Genomic DNA, 19,787 nt, shown 5'->3' with positions numbered 1-19,787 from the left:
CCTTCGACAGTCGAATAAAACATAATACGAAAAAAGGGGGCACGACAATGGGTGGGAAAGTTAAGAATAAGAGATGGCTGAAATGGCTTTTAGGGATTTTGGGTGTACTTGTCGCAATTGCAGTAGCAGCGCTTATTTTTGTAAACGTTTACATAGGGAAATCCAAGCCGCTTATTGAAGGGGAAGCGGCAGTAGCAATATTGGACAGTAATGTGACAGTTGTGCGTGACGATATCGGCGTTCCGCATATTCGAGCTGAAACCGACGCAGACCTTTACCGTGCGCAGGGCTATGTGCAGGCACAGGATCGCATGTTCCAGATGGATTTATCCCGCAGGCAAGCAAGCGGCCGTTTGGCGGAAGTGATTGGAGCGGATGCAGTCGATACCGACAAGTTTTTCCGGACATTCAGTTTACGGGATGCTGCCGAGAAATCCTGGGACGGCTATGACGCAGAAGCGAAACAGGTGCTTGAGTGGTATGCAGAAGGCGTTAACGCTTATATGGAAGAAGCCAAAGAAAGTGGGGATTTGAGTTTTGAATTTGCGCTGCTCGGTTTTGAACCGGAGGAATGGACACCTGTCGATTCCTTGACGATCGGTAAGTTCATGGCTTATGACCTTGGGGGACATTGGAACACGCTGGCCGTCCGCCACTGGGCATTAAATGAATTCCCGGAAGACAAAGCACGGGAATTGTTTATCGAATACCCTGAAGATGCACCGGCTATCTTGGCGGCCAACAAACAATCGCAAGTTAAAGTGGCAGGTGAATTCGATGCTTCTGTCATTCCGCCCGAATTCAACGGCAGCAACAACTGGGTGATATCCGGAGATAAAACAGCAAGCGGCAAACCGTTGCTTGCGGACGATCCGCATCTGGGGCTCAGCACACCATCCATTTGGTACCAAATGCATTTGGAATCGCCCGAACAAAACGTCAGTGGCGTCATTTTTGCCGGCATCCCTGGGATTATTCTGGGGCATAACGAAGAAATTGCATGGGGTGTGACCAATGTGGGGCCAGATGTTCAGGATCTTTACATTGAAACACCGAACCCCGATGACCCGACACAATTTCAGTATGAAGGCAAATGGGAACAGGCGGAAGTAAGAGACGAACCGATTAAAGTGAAAGATGCGGAAACAGAGGCTTTTGAAGTGCTGGTGACGAGGCACGGCCCTGTCGTATCGAATGTCCTGTATGAAGACGAAGACCCGGGCGCAGTCTTTTCGATGCAGTGGACAGCTCTTGAACCGACGCTAGAACTGCAAGCGGTCCTTAATTTCAATAAAGCATCCAATTGGGAAGAGTTCGAATTGGCATTGGAGGATTTTCAGGCTCCTGCACAGAACTTTGTTTTCGCATCCACGGATGGCACCATTGCCTATAAAGCGAATGGCCGCATTCCAATCCGCAAATCCGGGGACGGCCAGTTGCCGGTTCCAGGAGACTCGGCGGAATATGGATGGGAAGGGTATGTGCCATTTGATGAATTGCCGCAGTCGGTCAATCCGGAAAACGGATTTATCGCCACAGCGAACAACGAAGTGGTTGACGACTCCTATCCTTATCACATCACCGATTTCTGGGCGCAGCCGTATCGATATGAACGGATTGCGGAAGTGCTGGAAGCATCAGACGAGTTGACGGCGCAGGATATGATGGACCTGCAGATGGACCAAAAGAATTTGTATGCCGCAGAGTTTTTGGCAGACATGATTGCTAACGTACGCAACAGCACTGATGAATACAATGAAGTGCTGGCTTTGCTTGAAGAGTGGGATCAGGTGGACAGCAAAGATCAGGCGGCGCCATTGGTTTTCCATAAATGGATGAAGCAATTGCCTGAGACGTTATTGGGCGAACAATTCCCTGATGACGTATTTGAAATGTTGGCAGGCAAAAACCACATCACCGATGAAATGATGCGGAATGCATTTGCAGGAGATGAAGGTGCTTGGGTGACCGAATACGGCGGATTGGAAAAATGGCTGGTGGATTCGCTGGAGACGGCAGTGAGTGACATTGAAGAAGAGCAGGGAAGTGATTTGGCTGACTGGACGTGGGGTGAGCATCACCAATTGACTTTCCCGCACCCGATTGCGGGCGCTTCGTCCATTTTCGCCGCATTCCTGAACCCGGATCCAGTACCGATCGGCGGTTCCAATATCACGGTTCAGGCAGCTGCGTCCACACCGGAAGGCAATGTCAATCACGGAGCGTCTTGGCGATTTGTGGCCGATCTTGCTGATCTATCGAGTGCCTACCATATTGTCGGACCGGGGGTGAGTGGACATTTGAAATCTGACTACTTCCATAACCAAGTGGACGATTGGGCTGAAGGAGATTTTCATGAGACGGAAATTGTCGAAGATGTGAAGGGTTCGACATTAATTTTGAAGGCTGAATAAGTTCTAGCTGAAAATCGTTCGAAAAAGTCTATAGATAGTCGCGAACGTTCGTAAAGTGTTTTAACACATTTACGAACGTTCTTTTTGTGGGTTTATAGGGGAGTTCGGAGCGTTCGTAAATGTGTACTTTTACGAACGCTTTTATTTCCAAAATTATCTAGCTATTCATTTGAGTACTAAGTATATTTAACCTAAGAGGTTCAATTCAATTCTTAAAGATATAAAAATGAAAAAAGCCTCTAAAAAATCCCAATGGAATTTTTGGGGCAAAGACTAGTAACTGAATGTAACTTAAGTGCAGTTAAGTTACATTCAAACTTAGTTAAAATATTAAAGAATATTGTTTAGACAAAAATGAAATATAAGGAGTTTGTAATGAAAAAAAATATAAGTTCTATAATCGTGATTTTGGCATTGATCGGCTTATTAGTTGCAACGTTTTTTCTTCAGTATGAATATTTATTTCTCACTCGTATTGCTTCACTTATCTTCGCAATCGTTTATTTAATAATTGAAGTAAAGCACAGGTATTTCTCAACAAAGAAGCCGTTATTTATTCTCTTTGGTGTCATTAGCGTATTAGCTATAACGGGATGCATTATACTTGATGAGAATTCAGCGACTGATGGATTCAATGCTAGAAGTTTTATGCTCCTGGTATTTGTTTTCATTCTTCTGGTCGTTAGCTATAAAGATTTATACAACAAAAACGATGCTGCAAAGTAATGTCAGTTCAACTTTAGTTTTATAAATTCTTTGATTTGAATGTAACTTATTGTTAATTAAGTTACATTCGCACTCCTTATTCTAGTGAAGTTGTAAAAATAAGAAGAAAAAGTGAATTTGCTAGAAAAAATGATACATTGAAAAGGCGATTCAGTACGTTTTTATAATTATAAATTAACGAACTAACGAAGTGGTTTAGTTGAAGGAAGCATATGGATTCCAAATAGAAGTGTACATCAAATAAGAAAAATGTAAATGCATGATCAGTTTGAATGAGATAAGACGCAAAACAATCTCCCTGTTTCATTTCAAAAGAAAGGAATTATGAAAATGAAATATAAATTACATTTTACTATCCCTACATTTACTGAGGACTTGGATACCTTTCCAATCCCTGAAAACGAAAATTATGATTACTGGGTTCCTTTGATAAGCTATTTTATTAAGCAATCAAATATCATCGAAATCCATTGCTGGAATGACGAAAAAGATGTTATTAAGGAAACGACCTTGTTGTTCAAAGACTCTTTTAAAATAGTAAATGGTAGAGATGTTACTGTTATTAAAGGAAGCAAAACGGATAATATATCAAACCACTTGTTATACAAGAACCTAAAAACAAACGGCAAATTAAAATGGTTTTCGATTTTCTTTATTAAAAACAATACTCCTCTTTTTCACTCTGAGCATTGGGGAACCGAGTTTTTTGCTCCGAGTCTCAGTGAAGAAAACATAGCATACATCAAATCGATCACACCCACAGGTACAGATTTTCATCAATACAACTAAAATAATTGCACTAAGCTGTTTCGTTCAATGAGATGCATAGCAGTTGCCTGCGAAAAGATTAACTTTCTTAAGGGGTTTCAATGCAATAGGATTTAAAGAAAGTTAAATCCGGTTCATTAATTTCGTTACATTTAAAAATACTATTCATGTATTCACTGCCTGGCATACATATCATGAAGTCATCGGAAGAAGACCGATGGAGAAGGAAATTTATTTCTAGAAAAAAGGAAGGCCAAAAGCGAATTTTTTTCGCTTTTGGTCTTTCTTTTTGAAGAGATTATAACTTCACTCCTTTTATTTCGCTGTTAATTCCTCTTCGGTCACCCATTTGTGATTGGTTATCAATTCACCGCCGCTCGTAGGGGTGAAATCGATCATATAGACGATTGTGTCCTTGGCTGAATCAATCGTAGCCGTTGCACCATCCACTCCTCCATATGATTGAAAAAAGTTTTTGGAAACTGAATTTTCTCCATCATTTCTCGATAGTTTCTTTTTATAATCAACAGAAGAATAGTGGGTTTTTCCAAGCTGAAAAATCGAAGGAAGCAGTGGGCCGGACAATGGGGTTTTATTGATTGGCCTGTCGAAAAAGACCTACCGGAAACTGGTGCAGAATTGATGGCGGACCACTGGTTACAAGATTTTCGCGATTAACGTAAAACTGTTGAAAGCGTAAAACGAAATTGGCTGTAAGATTCCAACAACATTCTTTTAACTGGGGGAGTGGGAATGAAAATTCAGGTCATCTGCGAAGACTGTGAGAACATTGAAGAGTTTGATTCACCTAAGAAAGATGGAGAAGTTGGTATTCACTCAATCGAACAAAGTTTCAGAGTAGGTGTGAGTTGGAAGAACGAAGTGATTGAAAATTTTCAAGACGAGTTCATCGACAAGATAGGCAAGGCAAAATCGAATAAAGAAAGAAGGCGAATTCTGGAAGATGGGATTACAGAAAATGCGTTTTCAGAGACAATCGATTTTGAACTGAGTTTTACCTGTAGGGGATGTGGAAATCGGATTATCTTGAATGACTTTCATATGTTAGATTTGATGGGATTCTAAGTGATGCAGCTTTTCTTTACGGCTGGATCTATTAAAGAAAAGCGGAATAGCCATTACAAAGCGGACAGAATAAAATAAAAAACGTTGTGGAACATTTTCTTGATTAACATACGAGGGCTTATCGGAAGTTAGCGGCAAATACTAAATATAAATTCGAGTTTTCTATTAGCTGTGTCGAAAAGGGTATCATGCAGTCGTAATAATTAAAGCAAAGTGAAGCGCAACAATGATGCCCTCCATTAAAACAGCCAATAAACATGATGTTTTTCAATAAGTTATACTGAAGAAAAACAGATGTGAGGCGTATGAGATGAAACGGATACTGGCAGTAGGATTTGGCGGAATGGCGGGTTCGCTTTTGCGGGCGGGTGTTTATATGGCAGTCACGGGTGGGCTCGGGCTATGGATTGTCAATCTAGTTGGCAGTTTTCTGATCGGTGTGGCAGCAGTCCGTTTGAGTCGCCAGTCCGCGGAACTGCGCTTATTGGTATCGACAGGACTGCTGGGTTCATTTACGACGTTTTCTGCTTTCTCCGCTGATTGGTTCCATTACCTGGAGTCGTCCGTCTGGTGGGGCATAGCGTTTGCCGGGAGCATGACGGCGGCTTGCGTAGCGTCGGCAGCTGCAGGGCTGTGGGTCGGCAGGAAAGGAGTGGCGTCATGATCGGCATCGCAATAGGCGGATTTTCGGGGGCGATTACACGTTACTTTTTTTACTTGCTGATCGAGAGTAAAATGTGGCAGCCAAAAACTGCAACTTGGCTGGTCAACAGCATCGGCTCATTTACGCTTGGCCTGTTTATCGGCAGCGGCAATTTATCGTCTTTCTGGATTACTGGTTTTCTCGGGGCCTTCACGACCTTTTCGACCATGGCTTTGGATATTGTCAAAGATCTGGAAGACGGCAAATGGCTGCACGCTGTCGGTTATGTTGGCGCAACTTTAGCCGGCGGCATTGGGCTGTTCAGCCTCGGCTATGTTTTAATTTGATAAATCTCTGAAACTCCTGCGGCGATTGCAGGAGTTTTTTTGTGAACGCCCACAAATTCTATCGAACGCTCATAAATTAGCAATAAAATAAAAATCCAGCCGCTTTTCAGAAATCCCGAAAAGCGGCTGGATTTATTTGACGATGATGACAGGGGACTGGACGCGTTTGGCCACTTTATGGCTGACGCTGCCCAGAACCATTTCCTGCAGCGCATTCAATCCGCGGCTGCCGATTAATACGACATCATAGCCGATTTCATTGGCATGCTTGACGATGGTCGGTCCCGGAGCACCATGAAGTGTTTTGGTTTCAAACTCAACACCGGCTGAACGAAAGATTTCTTCAAGCGGTGCCAAGTGCTTGCGGCGTTCGAAGTGGACTTCGTCGCTGCTTTGGCCATGCAGGATTTCAGTTCGTGCTTTTTCATAATCAATAACGTACAGCAAGGTGACAAAAGCTTGTGGATTGGCTTTTGCCATCTTGACCGCTTCATGAGCGGCCCGTTTCGAATGGTCCGAACCGTCAGCTGCAACTAAAATTTTCTCGTACATGAAGCATCCCCCTTAATGTGTACTCTTGCCTGCGTTACCGTATGTCGCCAATTTATCTACAAGTTTTTGGCTGGAAGCATTCAAACCGGTGATTTCAACGGTTTGCCCTTGGGCTTGAAGTTTATTCATCACCCGGTCGATGGCTCCTACGCCTGAATCGTCCCAGACGGTTGCATCGGAAAAGTCCAAAATGACTCCTTGGGACGGCTCCACCTGATCAAATGCAGAAACAAAGTCCTGGGAAGACGCAAAAAACAATTGTCCGTGTATGGTATATCTATTCGACGCATCGGACTCCAATCCTTCTTTGCGGACTTCCACTTTGGAAATCTTGGCAGCAAACAGGACTGCGCTTAAAATGACGCCGGCGAATACGCCTTTAGATAAATCATGTGTGTAAACGACAACAACGACAGTCAATAACATCACGACGGCATCTGATTTCGGAGCTGTCACCAAGTATTTGAAGGATCCCCAATCAAAGGTTCCGATGCATACCATCACCATGATTCCTGCCAAGACCGGCATCGGGATTTGAACAACCCAATTGCCAAGGACGATAATCAGGAACATCAGGAAAACCCCAGCGACAAACGTGGACAAACGACCACGGCCACCCGATTGGACGTTGATGCCGGACTGGCCAATCATTGCACAGCCAGCCATGCCGCCGAAAAATCCAGTGATGATGTTGGCGATCCCTTGTCCGCGGGCTTCTTGGTTTTTATCCGATCCGGTTTCTGTAGCATCATCGAGGATCGATGCCGTCAGTAAAGACTCAAGCAAACCGATGATGGACAAAGCCAGTGCTGTCGGGAAAATAATTTGCAGCGTTTCGAAGTTGAACGGAACATTCGGGATGAAGAAACTTGGCAGGGTTTGGGAAATGGTGCCCAAACTGCCGACATTTTGCATGTCGATGCCGCTGTACATGACGACACCTGTCAACGCCAAAATGGCAATCAAAGGAGCCGGGATGGCTGTGAAGAACCGCGGCAGGATATAGACAATCGCTAACGTGATTCCCACAAACGCGTAAGTGATGGCATTGATGCCGAAAATGAACGGCACTTGTGCCATGAAAATCAGGATGGCCAGTGAATTGACAAAGCCGATCATGACAGCACGGGGGATGAATTTCATAAAGCGTGCGATTTTCAAAAAGCCGAAAATCAACTGCAGCACACCCGTCAGGATAGTGGCAGCCAACAGGTAATCCAGCCCGTGGTCACGGACCAGCAACACCATGGCCAATGCCATTGCACCGGTGGCGGCGGAGATCATAGCGGGCCGGCCGCCGACAAAGGAAATGATGACAGCGATGGAAAACGAAGCATACAAGCCAACCATTGGGTCGACTCCGGCAATGATGGAGAAAGCGATGGCTTCCGGAATAAGCGCAAGGGCTACCACAATTCCCGACAAAATGTCTCCGCGGATATTGCCAAACCATTGCTCTTTATAAGATAAGGTATTCAAACAAGTGCACTTCCTTCTATATAAAATGAATTGATGATTCTCTTTACTATGCTTGCTTAGCATAGCAGAGAGAATGGGGTAACATGACTCCTTACTCTCAAAGAAGTCCCGGGGCACAGCAACAGCTAAAACTGTACCACCTTTTTTTCAGAGTGTAAATATGCTTCATTCAAATCGCTGTTTGACTGTAAAAGCAGAGAGATATATACTGAAGTTAACAATCAAATGTTCGTTTGAATGAAAGAGGTGGCAAGATGAAAGAATTGTGTGAAGTGACCAAAGTCAATCCGGAAGTGGTGGACCATGTGCAGAAGCGTATGGCCAATTTGAGTGAAGTTGCCAACCTGTTCAAAGCATTGGCAGATGAAACAAGGCTGAACATTGCGTATGCCTTAACGATAGAAGAAGAAATGTGCGTCTGTGACATTGCAGCAGTCATTGGCTCCTCCACAGCTACGGCTTCCCATCATTTGCGTTATTTGCGAGAGCGCGCCTTGGCGAAATCCGAGCGCAAAGGAAAACAGATTTATTATTCCTTGTCTGACGACCACGTTCGTCAATTGGTGACAATCGCTCATGAACACACGAAAGAAGGTGTGGAAAATGGTTAAAACCTATCGTCTTGAAAACTTGTCATGCACGAGCTGTGCAGCCAAATTCGAAAAGAATGTCCGCGAATTGCCGGAAATCAGAAATGTCAATTTGAATTTTGGTGCCTCTAAATTGACGGTTGATGGAGACGTATCCATTGAAGCGCTTGAAAAAGCGGGAGCGTTTGATCATATCCGCGTCTATCCGGAAAAAGAAAAAGTAAAGCAAGTGCCATTTTACCAACGCCGCCAGACAATCGAAACAGCTTTTTCCCTGTTGTTGCTGATTGCAGGAATCATCGTTTCGTTCCAAGCGGGTGAAACACACCTTTGGTCGATTGCGCTCTTTGGCGGATCTATGGCAATCGGCGGTTACCATATGTTCTGGACGGGGCTGAAAAACCTCAGCACATTCCAGTTTGATATGAAAACTTTGATGACGATTGCAATCATCGGTGCGGTGATCATCGGCGAATGGCGTGAAGGAGCGGTTGTCGTGTTCCTGTTCGCTGTCAGCGAAGCATTGGAGTCTTTCTCCATGAACAAAGCGCGCCAGTCGATCCGCAGCCTGATGGATCTGGCTCCGGCACGGGCATTGATTCAGCGCGACGGGGAATTAGCCGAAATGGATACGGAAGACATCCGTATTGGAGACATTCTACTTGTGAAGCCGGGACAAAAAATCGCCATGGACGGCACAGTCCTGCGCGGACAGTCCGCCGTCAACCAGGCAGCGATTACAGGAGAGTCGATTCCTGCAGTCAAAACGGTGGGAGATGAAGTTTTTGCTGGTACGATGAATGATGAAGGGGCGCTTGAAGTCACCGTCACGAAACGTGTGGAAGACACCACCATTGCAAAAATCATCCATCTCGTTGAAGAAGCGCAGGCTGAAAAAGCACCGACACAGAAATTCATTGATCAGTTTGCCAAATATTATACGCCGGCGATCATCGCCATCGCCTTTTTGGTTGCATTGGTGCCTGGCTTTATAACGGGGAACTGGGAGTTGTGGGTGTACCAAGGCTTGGCAGTTCTTGTCGTTGGATGTCCATGTGCACTGGTCGTCTCCACTCCGGTAGCTATTGTGACGGCCATCGGCAATGCTGCGCGCCAAGGTGTGCTCATTAAAGGCGGCGTTCATTTGGAAGAAACGGGCCGTATCAATGCGGTCGCTTTTGATAAAACGGGAACATTGACCAAAGGGTATCCGGAAGTGACAGATGTTCTAGTCCAAGGGACTGTCTCGAAAGAAGAGTTGTTGAAACTTGCGGCATCGGTGGAAACCATGTCGCAGCATCCTTTGGCGAGAGCCATTACAAAAGAAGCGGCAGGTGTTTATGCTTCTGAAAACTTCAATTCCGTAACAGGCAAAGGCGCTTATGCAGTTGTCAATGAAGAAACTATCTCTGTCGGCAGCCTGACGTGGGCCGAAGAGAAGGGCTTACACATTCCGGAAAAAGCGCGTAAACTGCAGAAGAGCGGAAAATCCGTCACTGCTGTATTTTCAGAAACAACTTTACTGGGCATCATCGCAGTAGCGGATGCCATCCGTACAGAAAGCCCTTCTATCATTCAGAAACTGAAAGCGATGGGCATCAATCAGACCATCATGCTGACGGGGGACCATCCTGCAACAGCCAAGGCTATTGCAGCGGAAATTGGTGTAACCGATGTTCGGGCTGGGTTGATGCCTGAAGATAAACTGTCAGCGATCAAAGGTCTGCAGCAACAATATGGCCGTGTAGCGATGGTCGGCGATGGCATTAACGATGCACCGGCTCTTGCTGCATCAAATATCGGCATTGCTATGGGTGGAGCAGGGACAGATGCAGCTCTGGAAACAGCGGATATCGCCTTGATGGCTGACGATTTGGAGAAATTGCCTTATACGATTCGACTCAGCCGAAAGACATTGCGTATAATAAAAGAAAATATCGTCTTTGCATTGGGGCTCAAGATTCTTGCATTACTTTTGATCATCCCCGGTTGGTTAACCTTATGGATTGCGATTTTCGCAGATATGGGTGCCACCTTATTGGTGGTTTTGAATGCATTGCGTCTTGTGAAAGTCCAGAAGTAAGGTAGGTTTGGAGGGTAACCATTGAAATTAACAGAGTGGACAATGGAAGAACAAGAACAGCTGATTCATTTTATGACAACGAATTCGTGGCCATTTCACGGCCACGAACATCCGGTCCGCGCCTTGATTGAGAAGACCATCGAAGAAGGCGGCTATAAATCAGATCAAGTCACGACTTTTTGGATAGAAAACGAGGAAAGCCTGCAAGTGGGCTTAGTCAAAATCTTCGACCTGCAGGATGATATCCCGCTTTTCGATTTGCGGATTGCAGATCCGTACCGCAATAAAGGTTACGGCCCGAAGGCGTTGAAAATGGTTGCTGACTTCGTCTTTTCATTGCCGGAAAAGAAAATCCGTCTGGAAGGCAATACGCGTCATGACAATTTTGCGATGCGCAAAGCTTTTGAACGGACAGGATTTGTCAAAGAAGCACATATGCGGCAAGCCTGGTTTTCTCCGCGGGAAAACCGCTATTACGATGCCGTAACTTATGGGATGACGCGCGAAGACTGGCAGGCCGGCATCACGACACCGGTCCTGTGGGATGATGCGGTGGTGGAAGCGAAAGAACCGCCTTTCAATCCGGTATTGCTCGATTTTCCGGAAGAATTCGAATCGGAACGCCTGCTGATACGGGCGCCAAGAAGAGAAGATGCACAGGCAAGCTATGAAGCGGTTGTGCATTCATTGGAAGCTTTTCGCCCCTGGTTGCCATTTGCGCAACAGGAGCCGGATCTTGCAGAAACGGAAGCGACGCTGATTGAAGCTGAAGCGAATTTCAAATTGCGCAAGGATCTGCGTCTGCATTTCTTTTTGAAGGAAACCGGGCAATTTATCGGTTCTACAGGGCTTCACCGGATTGATTGGGAAGTGCGGAAATTTGAAATCGGCTATTGGGTCGATAACCGTTATGAAGGCAAAGGCTACGTCACGGAAGCAGTTGAGCGCATTACTCGATTTGCTTTTGAGGAGTTGGAGGCCAATCGGGTTGAAATCCGTTGCGATCCGGACAATGTCCGCAGCCGCGCAGTAGCCAACCGTCTGGATTTCGAGCTGGAAGGCATCTTGCGCAATGATACGATTTCTAAAGTAGGAAATAAACTTCGGGATACATGCATTTACGCCAAAATCCGTCAATAAAGTATATGGAGTTCCCTGACACTGAAAAGCAGGAAGGAAAATCACTAACTTTTCCTTCCTGCTTTTCCTATTGGGTTGTTGAATAACAGACATAAAGAAAGGGCTGTCCCAACAGCCATTTACAATGACTGTTGAAACAACCCTGTTGTTTAATTAATACTGTGGCTATACGCCCTTACGTCCAGTTACTAAATTGATAACTAAAACGATTGCTGCAATAATTAAAAGAATGTGTATAAGTCCGCCTGCTACGTCCATTAAGAATCCGATAAGCCATACTACAATAATGACTGCTAAGATAATCCAAAGAATACGTCCCATGTTTTTCACCTGCCCTTTCGATAATAACTATTTTGCTTATAGTAATAACTACCCTGACAGTATTTAGCTTAAACCTTTCTGAAAAAACGGACTGTTTTAAGGACGGCAAGTCCAGTTGTTTCAATGATGGCGGTATAGTAAACTGAACATAGCTACGTGAGGGAGGAAAGAACTTTGCCTACTCCAAGTATGGAAGACCATATTGAAATCATTTATTCATTAATTGAGCAAAAGGGCTATGCGCGTGTTTCGGATATCGCGGAGGCCTTATCTGTGCTGCCTTCTTCTGTCACTAAAATGGTGCAGAAGCTGGATAAAGACGGCTACTTGATATACGAACGCTACAGAGGACTGGTTTTGACGCCAAGGGGCCAGAAGCTGGGCAAACGCCTATTGGAGCGGCACAGCCTGCTTGAACAATTTCTTCGGTTGATCGGTGTAGATGAAGAACGGATCTACGGGGATGTTGAAGGAATCGAGCACCATTTAAGCTGGAATTCAATCGATCGGATTGCCGATTTGGTCCAACTGTTGGAAGAAAGCCCGGATTTTACGGAAAAGCTGGAACAGCTGAATAAAGAAGAAAAAGAAAGTTAAGAGAAATAGGAGGAGCTAATTATGGCTTTACACCCAGGATTGAAAGCGACATTGCAAGTGAAAGACCGTTCAACGTCTCAGTGGATTTTATCGGATGGTTCAGGCGACGAAGTAATGATGAACGCATCAGAAATAGAAGAAGGTCAGGAAATCGGAGAAGAAATTGAAGTCTTCCTTTACCGCAACCGCCAAGGAGGCGTTTCGGCAACACCGATGATTCCTCATATTCTGCCAAGTGAATATGGCTGGGCAAAAGTATTGAAAGTTTCTCCACGTGAAGGTGCAGTAGTGGATATTGGTACGACCCGTGAAGTGTATCTGCTGCCGGCTGATCTTCCGCAAATCATGGAATTGTGGCCGAAGCAAGGCGACCATATTTTCATGACGCTTCGGACAGATCGCCATGGCGATTTATACGGACGCTTGGCAACGGAAGAAAAAGTATTGGAATTGATGCAGCCTGCACCAGAAACCGCTTTTAACCAAAACCTGCAGGCACGCGCTTACCGGTTGTTGCCAGTCGGGACCTTTATGCTATCGGTTCCTGAAATGTACCGTATTTTTATTCACGAAACAGAACGCCATGAAGAACCGCGCCTAGGGGAAGAAAAAACTGTCCGCATCATCGATGTAAAAGACGATGGCACACTTAACGGCTCATTGCTTCCAAGAAAACAGGAACGTTTGGCAGATGACGCGGAAGAAATCATGCGTTATCTCGAAGAATCGGGCGGCAAGATGCCATTCACCGATAAATCTTCTCCGGACGAAATCCAGGAAATTTTCGGCATGAGCAAAGCGGCATTCAAGCGTGCACTCGGCAAATTGTATAAAAATCGCCAAATTATCCAGGAAGATGGCTGGACCAAGTCAACGAAGTAAAGGAACCTTTTCAAATTGATTTCGTATTAATTTGGAGAAAGGGGCAATATACTAATGAAAAAATTACTCACTGCCATAGCATTACTGTTTACGCTATCTGCTGTTTTGCCATCATACAGTTCGGCAAATGTCGGCATCAACGAAAAATTCGGTCTGCCGATCGTGGTTTACGGAGGCAATTTATCAGCAGATGAAAAAGCATCTGTTGCTGAAAGCCTGGATGTAGCTGGAGAAGTGGATGTAGAAGAAATTGAAGTGACGGGCCAGGATCTGATCAAGTACATTAAAGATGGCGATTCTCGTGCCAACATGTATTCATCTGCAAAAATCACGCGCAAAGATGAGGGTGCTGGACTGGTGATTGAAATTGTAACGCCTGACAACATTACTGAGGTAACCTCTGAAATGTACGGCAATGCCATGCTCACTGCAGGTATTGAAAATGCTACCGTGGAAGTGGCAGCACCTAAAGCGGTAACTGGCCACTCGGCACTTGTAGGGATCTATAAAGCCTATGAAGTAAATGGTGAAGAGCTCGACCCCGAACGGACAGACGTCGCAAATGACGAATTGACCGTTGCAACGGAACTTGCAGACGGCGGCGTGGAAGATGCTAAAGTCAGCGAATTGTTAACTGAAATCAAAAAACAGATTGCTGAACAGAATCCAGCTTCGCGTGAAGAAGTGGAGCAGATTGTGGAGGAGCAATTGAGTAAGCTCCAAATTGAACTGAGCCCAGAAGACCGCCAATTGTTGGTGGATTTGATGGATCGCATTCGTAAGCTTGATATCGATTTTTCCAAATGGTCCACACAATTAGAAGATTTGAGTAAGACCATCGAAGACAAAATCGGCAAAGTCGTCAATGATGAAGGCTTTTGGGAAAGTGTAAAAACTTTCTTCAGAAATCTTGCTGATACTGTCCGTGGCTGGTTGAATTAATTTGAACAGGCAAGTCCCATTTATGGGGCTTGCCTGTTTTTGGTTTAAAGTGTGATAGCTTGCGCGCGTGAAAAGACAGTGATAATATGAAATTAATATCTCGAATTCAAGATAATTAGGAGGAAATTGATATGAAATTAGAAGGAATTCACCATGTTTCAGCTTTAACAGCCAACGCCGATGCCAATCATGACTTTTTTACACGGATCTTAGGAATGCGTTTAGTGAAAAAAAGCGTTAACCAAGACAATCCGTCATCCTATCATTTATTTTATGCAGATGCGGTCGGAACCCCAGGCACAGATATGACGTACTTTGATATCCCAATGGCCGGACGCACGCATCCAGGTGTTTCGAGCATCAGCAATACGGCGTTCCGCGTAAAAAGTGAAGGAGCGTTGGATTATTGGCTCGCGCGTTTTGATGAATTTGAAGTTCCACACGGCAAAATTGAACAGCGTTTTAATCGTCCAACTTTGACTTTCCAGGATTTCGAAGGTTCCAGATTAATGCTGGTTGTCGATGACGGGAGTGGCATTGAGTATGGTATCCCTTGGACAAAAGCCGGTATTCCCGAAGAGTTCGCCATTGTCGGATTAGGCCATGTACGCTTGACGGTCCGAAAAAGCGATAAAACAGCTGCCGTTCTGACAGATATTATGGGATTTGAACAAATTGGCCATTATCCGTCCACGGTAGACGGGCAAAAAGATATTTTAGTCTTTTCGACAGGAAAAGGCGGTCCCGCTGGCGAAATACACTTAGAGGAACGTTCAGACCTACCGCCCGAAAGACCGGGACGAGGCAGCGTCCACCATGTGGCGTTCCGTGTCAAAACGTACGAAGACTACAGCAAATGGAATGAATACTTGCGTTCCAATGGTTTTATGACTTCCGGAGAAGTAGACCGCTATTATTTCAAAGCGATATATTTCCGTGAGCCTAATGGCATTCTTTTTGAACTGTCAACAGATGAGCCAGGCTTTGCAACGGACGAACCGATGGACGCTTTAGGAAAAACCTTGGCATTGCCTCCGTTTTTAGAGCCTAAACGTGCTCAAATCGAAGCATCTCTTCGTCCGTTGAGTATTAATCAATGAATAGGAGGAGAATGGAAATGGATTTTAAATTAATCGAATTAGGCAGTGACGAATTTGCGTATCGACTTGAAGAAGATGGCCAAACAAAAGCGGAAATTACGTGGACAGAACTAGCGAATGTTATGGTCATTGAACATACCTTTGTAGACGAATCAATGCGCAACCAGGGACTTGCCAAAAAACTATTAGATCGGGCGGCCGACTATGCCCGTGAAAACAGCTTTAAAATGGAGCCGGTTTGTTCTTATGCTGTAACGGCTTTTGATCGCTATAAAGAATACGATGACGTTAAAATATAAAGGACCTACACTTTGATGAAGGTTTTCGGCTTTGCTGAATTTTTAGGCACGCAAAAAGCAATCCTCTATCAGTTGAGTGGATTGCTTTTGCTATGTTATACATATGTAATTGATCATTCGTTACCTCCGTTTTTAAATGCTTGTCATAAAGAATACAATGGCAGTTAAAATTGAAGCTCCTCCAACACCATACATGAAATCAGCTTGACTAAAAATTAGATTTTTTTCCATTTTTTAGAACTCCTTTCAAATCTTTGTTATTAATATTCTACCCTTTTGAAACGTCATTAAACATTTTTTTGACAAAAGTCTATTGCTTCATCTACCTGGAATGCTGGACAGTCCTTACAGGTTTTATTAGTTTTTTTAAGGGAACAGAATAATTAAGTAACCAAATCCTTATTTGTACGTATACTGATAAGAGACTATAGGAAGAGGTGGAATGAATGAATCAAGAAACAGTTAACAGAGCGGGAGAAAAAGTGCTTGGGATCATCGGCATCGTCTTTAACATTTTGGCAATTGCCTTAATCGGATTTGGAATGGCGAGTTATTCGAGTGTTCAAGGTACACCGGAGTTCCAACAATATATAGAAGATGAAATTATGGCAGATCCTGCATTCTCCAATCCGGAAGAAGCACAAATGGTTATTGATATGATGTCTTCAAGCTTCAATATCGTAGGATGGGTATTGATTGCGCTGTTGGCGTTAAGTACAATTTTCGCCATTGTTGCTTTGGTCAATCTCCGTAAACGAGGAAAAGCGTCTATGGCAGGAGTCTTCTTTATTCTTGCCGGATTATTTGCCGGACTTCTATCGTTGACATCTATCTTGTTCTATATTGCCGCTATTATGTGCTTTGTCCGCAAACCGCGTGCATCAAACAATCAAAACTTGCGCGATGATGACTTCAAGTACCAGGAAGATCAGCTGCGCCGCAAAGAAGAATCCGTTCGTCGAGAAGATGAATTGCGCCGCGATGACACAACCACAACACGCAATGACGACGATACACCTTATCGTCCATTGTAAGTGAATGAGCTTTAAAAGAACGAATAGGCACCTTGGCAATAGTTGCCAAGGTGCCTATTTTGATGAGTGCACAAAAAACAGCTGCCTATAAAGCAGTGGCAGCTGTTTTCAAATTGTAAACGTATTTGGCTGTTTGCAGTGGATGGCCTTCGAATAATTCCTCGAACTCTTCCAGCAGCTCGAAGCCATTTGCTTCATAAAAGTTGCGGCCTTTACTGTTTTCGCTTTCGACATAAACAAAGAGCTGGTTGCCGTTGAGCAGGTAGCTCAAACCGCTGTTCAACAATTGTTTGCCATAACCCGAACGCTGGAATTCGGGTTTCATGTAGATGGCGATCAATTCGGCATCGCCATCTTCATCGACTTTCGTGAAGTTGGCGAAGCCGACGGGCTGGCCTTCATGTTCCGCAAGCAATATGATTGTTCTCTTTAAACGCATCTCCATCATCGGAGTAGAATAGGATTTATCTAAAAAGCTTTGTTGGATGGTAGAGGGAATGATTCCGGCATACGTATCATTCCAGCTAACTTTGGCAATCTCTTGAACAGATGCAATATCTGCAGATGTACCGGTACGAATCATGTAATCACCTCTAAATTCTTTTTGTAATCATATCAAAAATACAGCCCAATAGCCACTAATGTGGAATAATAGAAACAAAAGGAGGGTGCTGAATATGGACTGGAAGACCTATTATTTCGAAGAGTTGACGGCAAAAAAACTATATGAGGTACTGAAGCTGCGAGTTGATGTATTTGTAGTGGAACAAAACTGTCCATACCCCGAGCTGGACAATCTGGATCAGCAATCCATTCATTTGCTTTACAGTGAAAATGGGGTCATCCAAGCCTATGCACGTCTAGTCCCAGGTGGTGTAAAGTACGACCTGCCATCCATTGGCAGAGTCATTGTCCGACAAGAAGCCAGAGGACGCGGATTGGCCAAGCAACTGCTTGAACACAGTATTGATTACATACTAACCGAGTGGAAGGCACCGGCAATTCAACTGCAGGGGCAAGTCTATCTTCAGGAGTTTTACCAATCTTTCGGATTCCAACCGATTTCTGAAAGCTATGACGAAGACGGCATTCCGCATGTAGATATGAAATTAACGAACAGCAAAATGTAATACTTTTGACATACAATAAAGGATTAGCTTCATAAAAAAAGGGTAAATATATTGTAATAACCAAATTGATTGATGAAGGAGTGCTGTAAATGGCAAGAGGAAGAGGTCTCTTATTAGCAGGATTAGCTGCGGGAGCATATGCATATTTCAAAAACCCTGAAAACCGCGAAAAAGCCACAAAGGCTTTTAATGAAGCGAAAGTGAAGGTGAACTCTTACATGGAATCACAAAACCTGGATAAAGACGGCAACCCGATTTCAAAAACCACGGATACGCCAAGCACTACCGAAAAACGTGAAAACAAAATGGTCGCTGAAGGCGGAGCTTCCGCAAGTGTCCAGTATTACAACGAGCAGCAACAAAAAAAACAGGACAAAGAGAAGGATGACGTAAAATTATCATCAAACGATGTCGGCAGCGAAAAAGCTGAAAATACGGCATCAGCATCTCCGGAAAATAAAATAAGCACAGATAACTTATAAGAAAAAGGATGGTCCAGGACCATCCTTTTTACTGCCGATTATTCTTTCTTAACCGTCAACCAATTCAATAAAGCAATTGCCAATAAGAGAAGGCTGCTGACGATAAATCCATGATTGGGGCTTAAAGCAAATGCTCCTGTAATGCTTGAGCCAGCAACAACACCGATGGAAAAGAACGCGTAAAAATACCCATAAGCCCGTCCGCGCGATGCTTCATCCGTTGAATCAATCAACAGTGAATTGATTGAAGGGAACAGCAGAGCAAAGCCGATTCCATACGTACACATGCTAGCATACAGTAGGGATTCAATGGATGCTGTACTCAAAAAAAGCAGCGATGCACCCATCACAGTAAAGCCGGCGATTAAAGTATAGATAGGTTTTGTGACATCAAAAATGCGATTGATGGGGAGCAGAAAAACCAAAATAGCTGAAATTCCGAAAACGCTTAACAACAGACCGCTCAGCTGAGAATCCAAACCAAGCGCTTCAACTTTGAGCGGCAGCATATAAGCCAAAACCCCTTGGGAAAACATCAGAAAGAATGCGCCCGAAAAAGAGCGGATCAACCCTTTGTTCTTCAGAATATCCATGAGCGCAACATTTTTCCTGGCCGTTTTGTTTTTGGTTATGGCTGTTTGCCGCAACAAGAAAAACGCAGCTATGCCAATCAGCAAAATCAACATACCGGTAAGAAACATGGTTTGTGGAACGTCATTGCGGCTGGTATATACTGCGCCGTAAGCCGGACCGACGATAGCGGCGAGCCCGACGAATGCACCCGACAACGCTGCGCCTTTTCCTCGTTTGGTGCTTTCTGTCCGATTGGCTAAGTATGTGAAGGCAGCCGGAACAGTCAGTCCTGCCGCAATTCCGTGGAAAAAGCGGATAGCTAAAAGGCTGTAAGGACCTTCTATTGCTGAATAGCTGAACAATGCAAAGCTCGTAGATAATAGGCCAACAACTAAAATCTTAAAAGGTCCTTTACGATCGGAAAAAATACCGGAAATGACGTTTCCGAATGTATTGGAAAGCGAATACATGCCCACCGCCAATCCGGCGATAAAGGGACTGGCGCCTAAAGACACTGCATACGTGCTCATGATGGGCAGCTGGGCAAATAAATCAAAAAAAGCAAAGAAGATAATGAGATAAATAAAAATACGCAAGGC

General features: G+C 44.4%; 22 protein-coding genes and 1 pseudogene. 17 read left to right on the top strand and 6 right to left on the bottom strand.

Features of this window, described 5'->3' with window-relative positions; translation table 11 throughout:
• Positions 1-47: 47 nt before the first annotated feature.
• From IRE19_RS11280 to IRE19_RS11270, 3 genes are all read left to right on the top strand, one after another.
• Positions 48-2,414 carry a penicillin acylase family protein gene (locus IRE19_RS11280; protein ID WP_203340452.1) on the top strand — a complete coding sequence of 789 codons (2,367 nt, stop codon included), beginning with the start codon at positions 48-50 and terminating at the stop codon, positions 2,412-2,414.
• A 375-nt stretch (positions 2,415-2,789) separates the two neighbouring features.
• Positions 2,790-3,140: a hypothetical protein gene (locus IRE19_RS11275; RefSeq protein ID WP_203340451.1), complete on the top strand. Its 351-nt coding sequence runs from the start codon at positions 2,790-2,792 to the stop codon at positions 3,138-3,140.
• 330 nt (positions 3,141-3,470) lie between these two features.
• Complete coding sequence (locus tag IRE19_RS11270; protein ID WP_203340450.1) at positions 3,471-3,929, top strand: hypothetical protein; 459 nt, start codon at positions 3,471-3,473, stop codon at positions 3,927-3,929.
• Positions 3,930-4,223: 294 nt separating this feature from the next.
• On the opposite strand, the pseudogene IRE19_RS18430 reads toward IRE19_RS11270, so the two are convergent.
• Positions 4,224-4,361 (bottom strand): annotated as a pseudogene (locus IRE19_RS18430) (DUF1541 domain-containing protein); the annotation flags it as partial.
• Positions 4,362-4,661: 300 nt separating this feature from the next.
• Between IRE19_RS18430 and IRE19_RS11260 the strand changes: the two are divergent.
• The 3 genes from IRE19_RS11260 (at position 4,662) to IRE19_RS11250 (ending at position 5,984) form a co-directional block, all read left to right on the top strand.
• On the top strand, positions 4,662-4,994 hold the full coding sequence (locus IRE19_RS11260) for a hypothetical protein (protein WP_203340449.1): 333 nt from the start codon (positions 4,662-4,664) through the stop codon (positions 4,992-4,994).
• Between the two features lie 310 nt (positions 4,995-5,304).
• Complete coding sequence (locus tag IRE19_RS11255; protein ID WP_203340448.1) at positions 5,305-5,658, top strand: fluoride efflux transporter FluC; 354 nt, start codon at positions 5,305-5,307, stop codon at positions 5,656-5,658.
• Complete coding sequence (locus IRE19_RS11250; RefSeq protein ID WP_191715530.1) at positions 5,655-5,984, top strand: fluoride efflux transporter FluC; 330 nt, start codon at positions 5,655-5,657, stop codon at positions 5,982-5,984. Before IRE19_RS11255 ends, IRE19_RS11250 begins: the two co-directional genes overlap by 4 nt.
• Before the next feature lie 132 nt (positions 5,985-6,116).
• On the opposite strand, the gene IRE19_RS11245 is transcribed toward IRE19_RS11250, so the two are convergent.
• Together IRE19_RS11245 and IRE19_RS11240 are read right to left on the bottom strand one after the other, a co-directional pair.
• Positions 6,117-6,536: a universal stress protein gene (locus IRE19_RS11245; RefSeq protein ID WP_203340447.1), complete on the bottom strand. Its 420-nt coding sequence runs from the start codon at positions 6,534-6,536 to the stop codon at positions 6,117-6,119.
• A gap of 12 nt (positions 6,537-6,548) precedes the next feature.
• Positions 6,549-8,015, bottom strand: a complete 1,467-nt coding sequence (locus tag IRE19_RS11240; RefSeq protein WP_203340446.1) for a SulP family inorganic anion transporter — start codon at positions 8,013-8,015, stop codon at positions 6,549-6,551.
• 254 nt (positions 8,016-8,269) lie between these two features.
• On the opposite strand from IRE19_RS11240, the gene IRE19_RS11235 reads away from it, so the two are divergent.
• Genes IRE19_RS11235 through IRE19_RS11225 form a run of 3 tightly spaced genes read left to right on the top strand, consistent with a single transcriptional unit; the run spans position 8,270 to position 11,828 of the window.
• On the top strand, positions 8,270-8,626 hold the full coding sequence (locus tag IRE19_RS11235) for an ArsR/SmtB family transcription factor (RefSeq protein ID WP_203340445.1): 357 nt from the start codon (positions 8,270-8,272) through the stop codon (positions 8,624-8,626).
• Positions 8,619-10,688, top strand: a complete 2,070-nt coding sequence (locus IRE19_RS11230; protein ID WP_203340444.1) for a heavy metal translocating P-type ATPase — start codon at positions 8,619-8,621, stop codon at positions 10,686-10,688. Before IRE19_RS11235 ends, IRE19_RS11230 begins: the two co-directional genes overlap by 8 nt.
• A gap of 21 nt (positions 10,689-10,709) precedes the next feature.
• A complete protein-coding gene (locus tag IRE19_RS11225) occupies positions 10,710-11,828 on the top strand; it encodes a GNAT family N-acetyltransferase (RefSeq protein WP_203340443.1) in 1,119 nt (372 codons plus the stop codon).
• A 165-nt stretch (positions 11,829-11,993) separates the two neighbouring features.
• Here the strand turns inward: IRE19_RS11225 and IRE19_RS11220 are convergent, their stop codons facing one another.
• A complete protein-coding gene (locus tag IRE19_RS11220; RefSeq protein ID WP_146558271.1) occupies positions 11,994-12,149 on the bottom strand; it encodes a lmo0937 family membrane protein in 156 nt (51 codons plus the stop codon).
• Positions 12,150-12,323: 174 nt separating this feature from the next.
• Between IRE19_RS11220 and mntR the strand changes: the two genes are divergently transcribed.
• From mntR to IRE19_RS11190, 6 genes are all read left to right on the top strand, one after another.
• Positions 12,324-12,746: a transcriptional regulator MntR gene (mntR, locus tag IRE19_RS11215; RefSeq protein ID WP_203340442.1), complete on the top strand. Its 423-nt coding sequence runs from the start codon at positions 12,324-12,326 to the stop codon at positions 12,744-12,746.
• A 21-nt stretch (positions 12,747-12,767) separates the two neighbouring features.
• Positions 12,768-13,628: a CvfB family protein gene (locus IRE19_RS11210; protein WP_203340441.1), complete on the top strand. Its 861-nt coding sequence runs from the start codon at positions 12,768-12,770 to the stop codon at positions 13,626-13,628.
• Positions 13,629-13,682: 54 nt separating this feature from the next.
• A complete protein-coding gene (locus tag IRE19_RS11205) occupies positions 13,683-14,570 on the top strand; it encodes a DUF1002 domain-containing protein (protein WP_203340440.1) in 888 nt (295 codons plus the stop codon).
• A 131-nt stretch (positions 14,571-14,701) separates the two neighbouring features.
• Entirely contained in the window at positions 14,702-15,670 is a 969-nt protein-coding gene (locus IRE19_RS11200) for a ring-cleaving dioxygenase (protein WP_203340439.1), read from the top strand.
• 17 nt (positions 15,671-15,687) lie between these two features.
• A complete protein-coding gene (locus tag IRE19_RS11195; RefSeq protein ID WP_203340438.1) occupies positions 15,688-15,969 on the top strand; it encodes a GNAT family N-acetyltransferase in 282 nt (93 codons plus the stop codon).
• Between the two features lie 446 nt (positions 15,970-16,415).
• Complete coding sequence (locus IRE19_RS11190) at positions 16,416-17,003, top strand: DUF4064 domain-containing protein (RefSeq protein WP_203340437.1); 588 nt, start codon at positions 16,416-16,418, stop codon at positions 17,001-17,003.
• A gap of 85 nt (positions 17,004-17,088) precedes the next feature.
• Here the strand turns inward: IRE19_RS11190 and IRE19_RS11185 are convergent, their stop codons facing one another.
• Entirely contained in the window at positions 17,089-17,586 is a 498-nt protein-coding gene (locus IRE19_RS11185) for a GNAT family N-acetyltransferase (protein ID WP_191715542.1), read from the bottom strand.
• 94 nt (positions 17,587-17,680) lie between these two features.
• Here IRE19_RS11185 and IRE19_RS11180 point away from each other — a divergent pair, with 94 nt between their 5' ends.
• Positions 17,681-18,133, top strand: a complete 453-nt coding sequence (locus IRE19_RS11180; protein ID WP_203340436.1) for a GNAT family N-acetyltransferase — start codon at positions 17,681-17,683, stop codon at positions 18,131-18,133.
• An 89-nt stretch (positions 18,134-18,222) separates the two neighbouring features.
• Positions 18,223-18,615 (top strand): hypothetical protein, encoded by a 393-nt coding sequence (locus IRE19_RS11175; RefSeq protein ID WP_191715544.1) that lies wholly within the window; start codon positions 18,223-18,225, stop codon positions 18,613-18,615.
• A gap of 38 nt (positions 18,616-18,653) precedes the next feature.
• Here the strand turns inward: IRE19_RS11175 and IRE19_RS11170 are convergent, their stop codons facing one another.
• Positions 18,654-19,784: an MFS transporter gene (locus tag IRE19_RS11170; RefSeq protein WP_203340435.1), complete on the bottom strand. Its 1,131-nt coding sequence runs from the start codon at positions 19,782-19,784 to the stop codon at positions 18,654-18,656.
• Positions 19,785-19,787: the final 3 nt, after the last annotated feature.

It is taken from the genome of Planococcus beijingensis (assembly GCF_016820615.1).
Lineage (GTDB): Bacteria > Bacillota > Bacilli > Bacillales_A > Planococcaceae > Planococcus > Planococcus notacanthi.
Note: the sequence above shows the minus strand (reverse complement) of the source record. Positions and strands in the feature narration are given on the sequence as shown.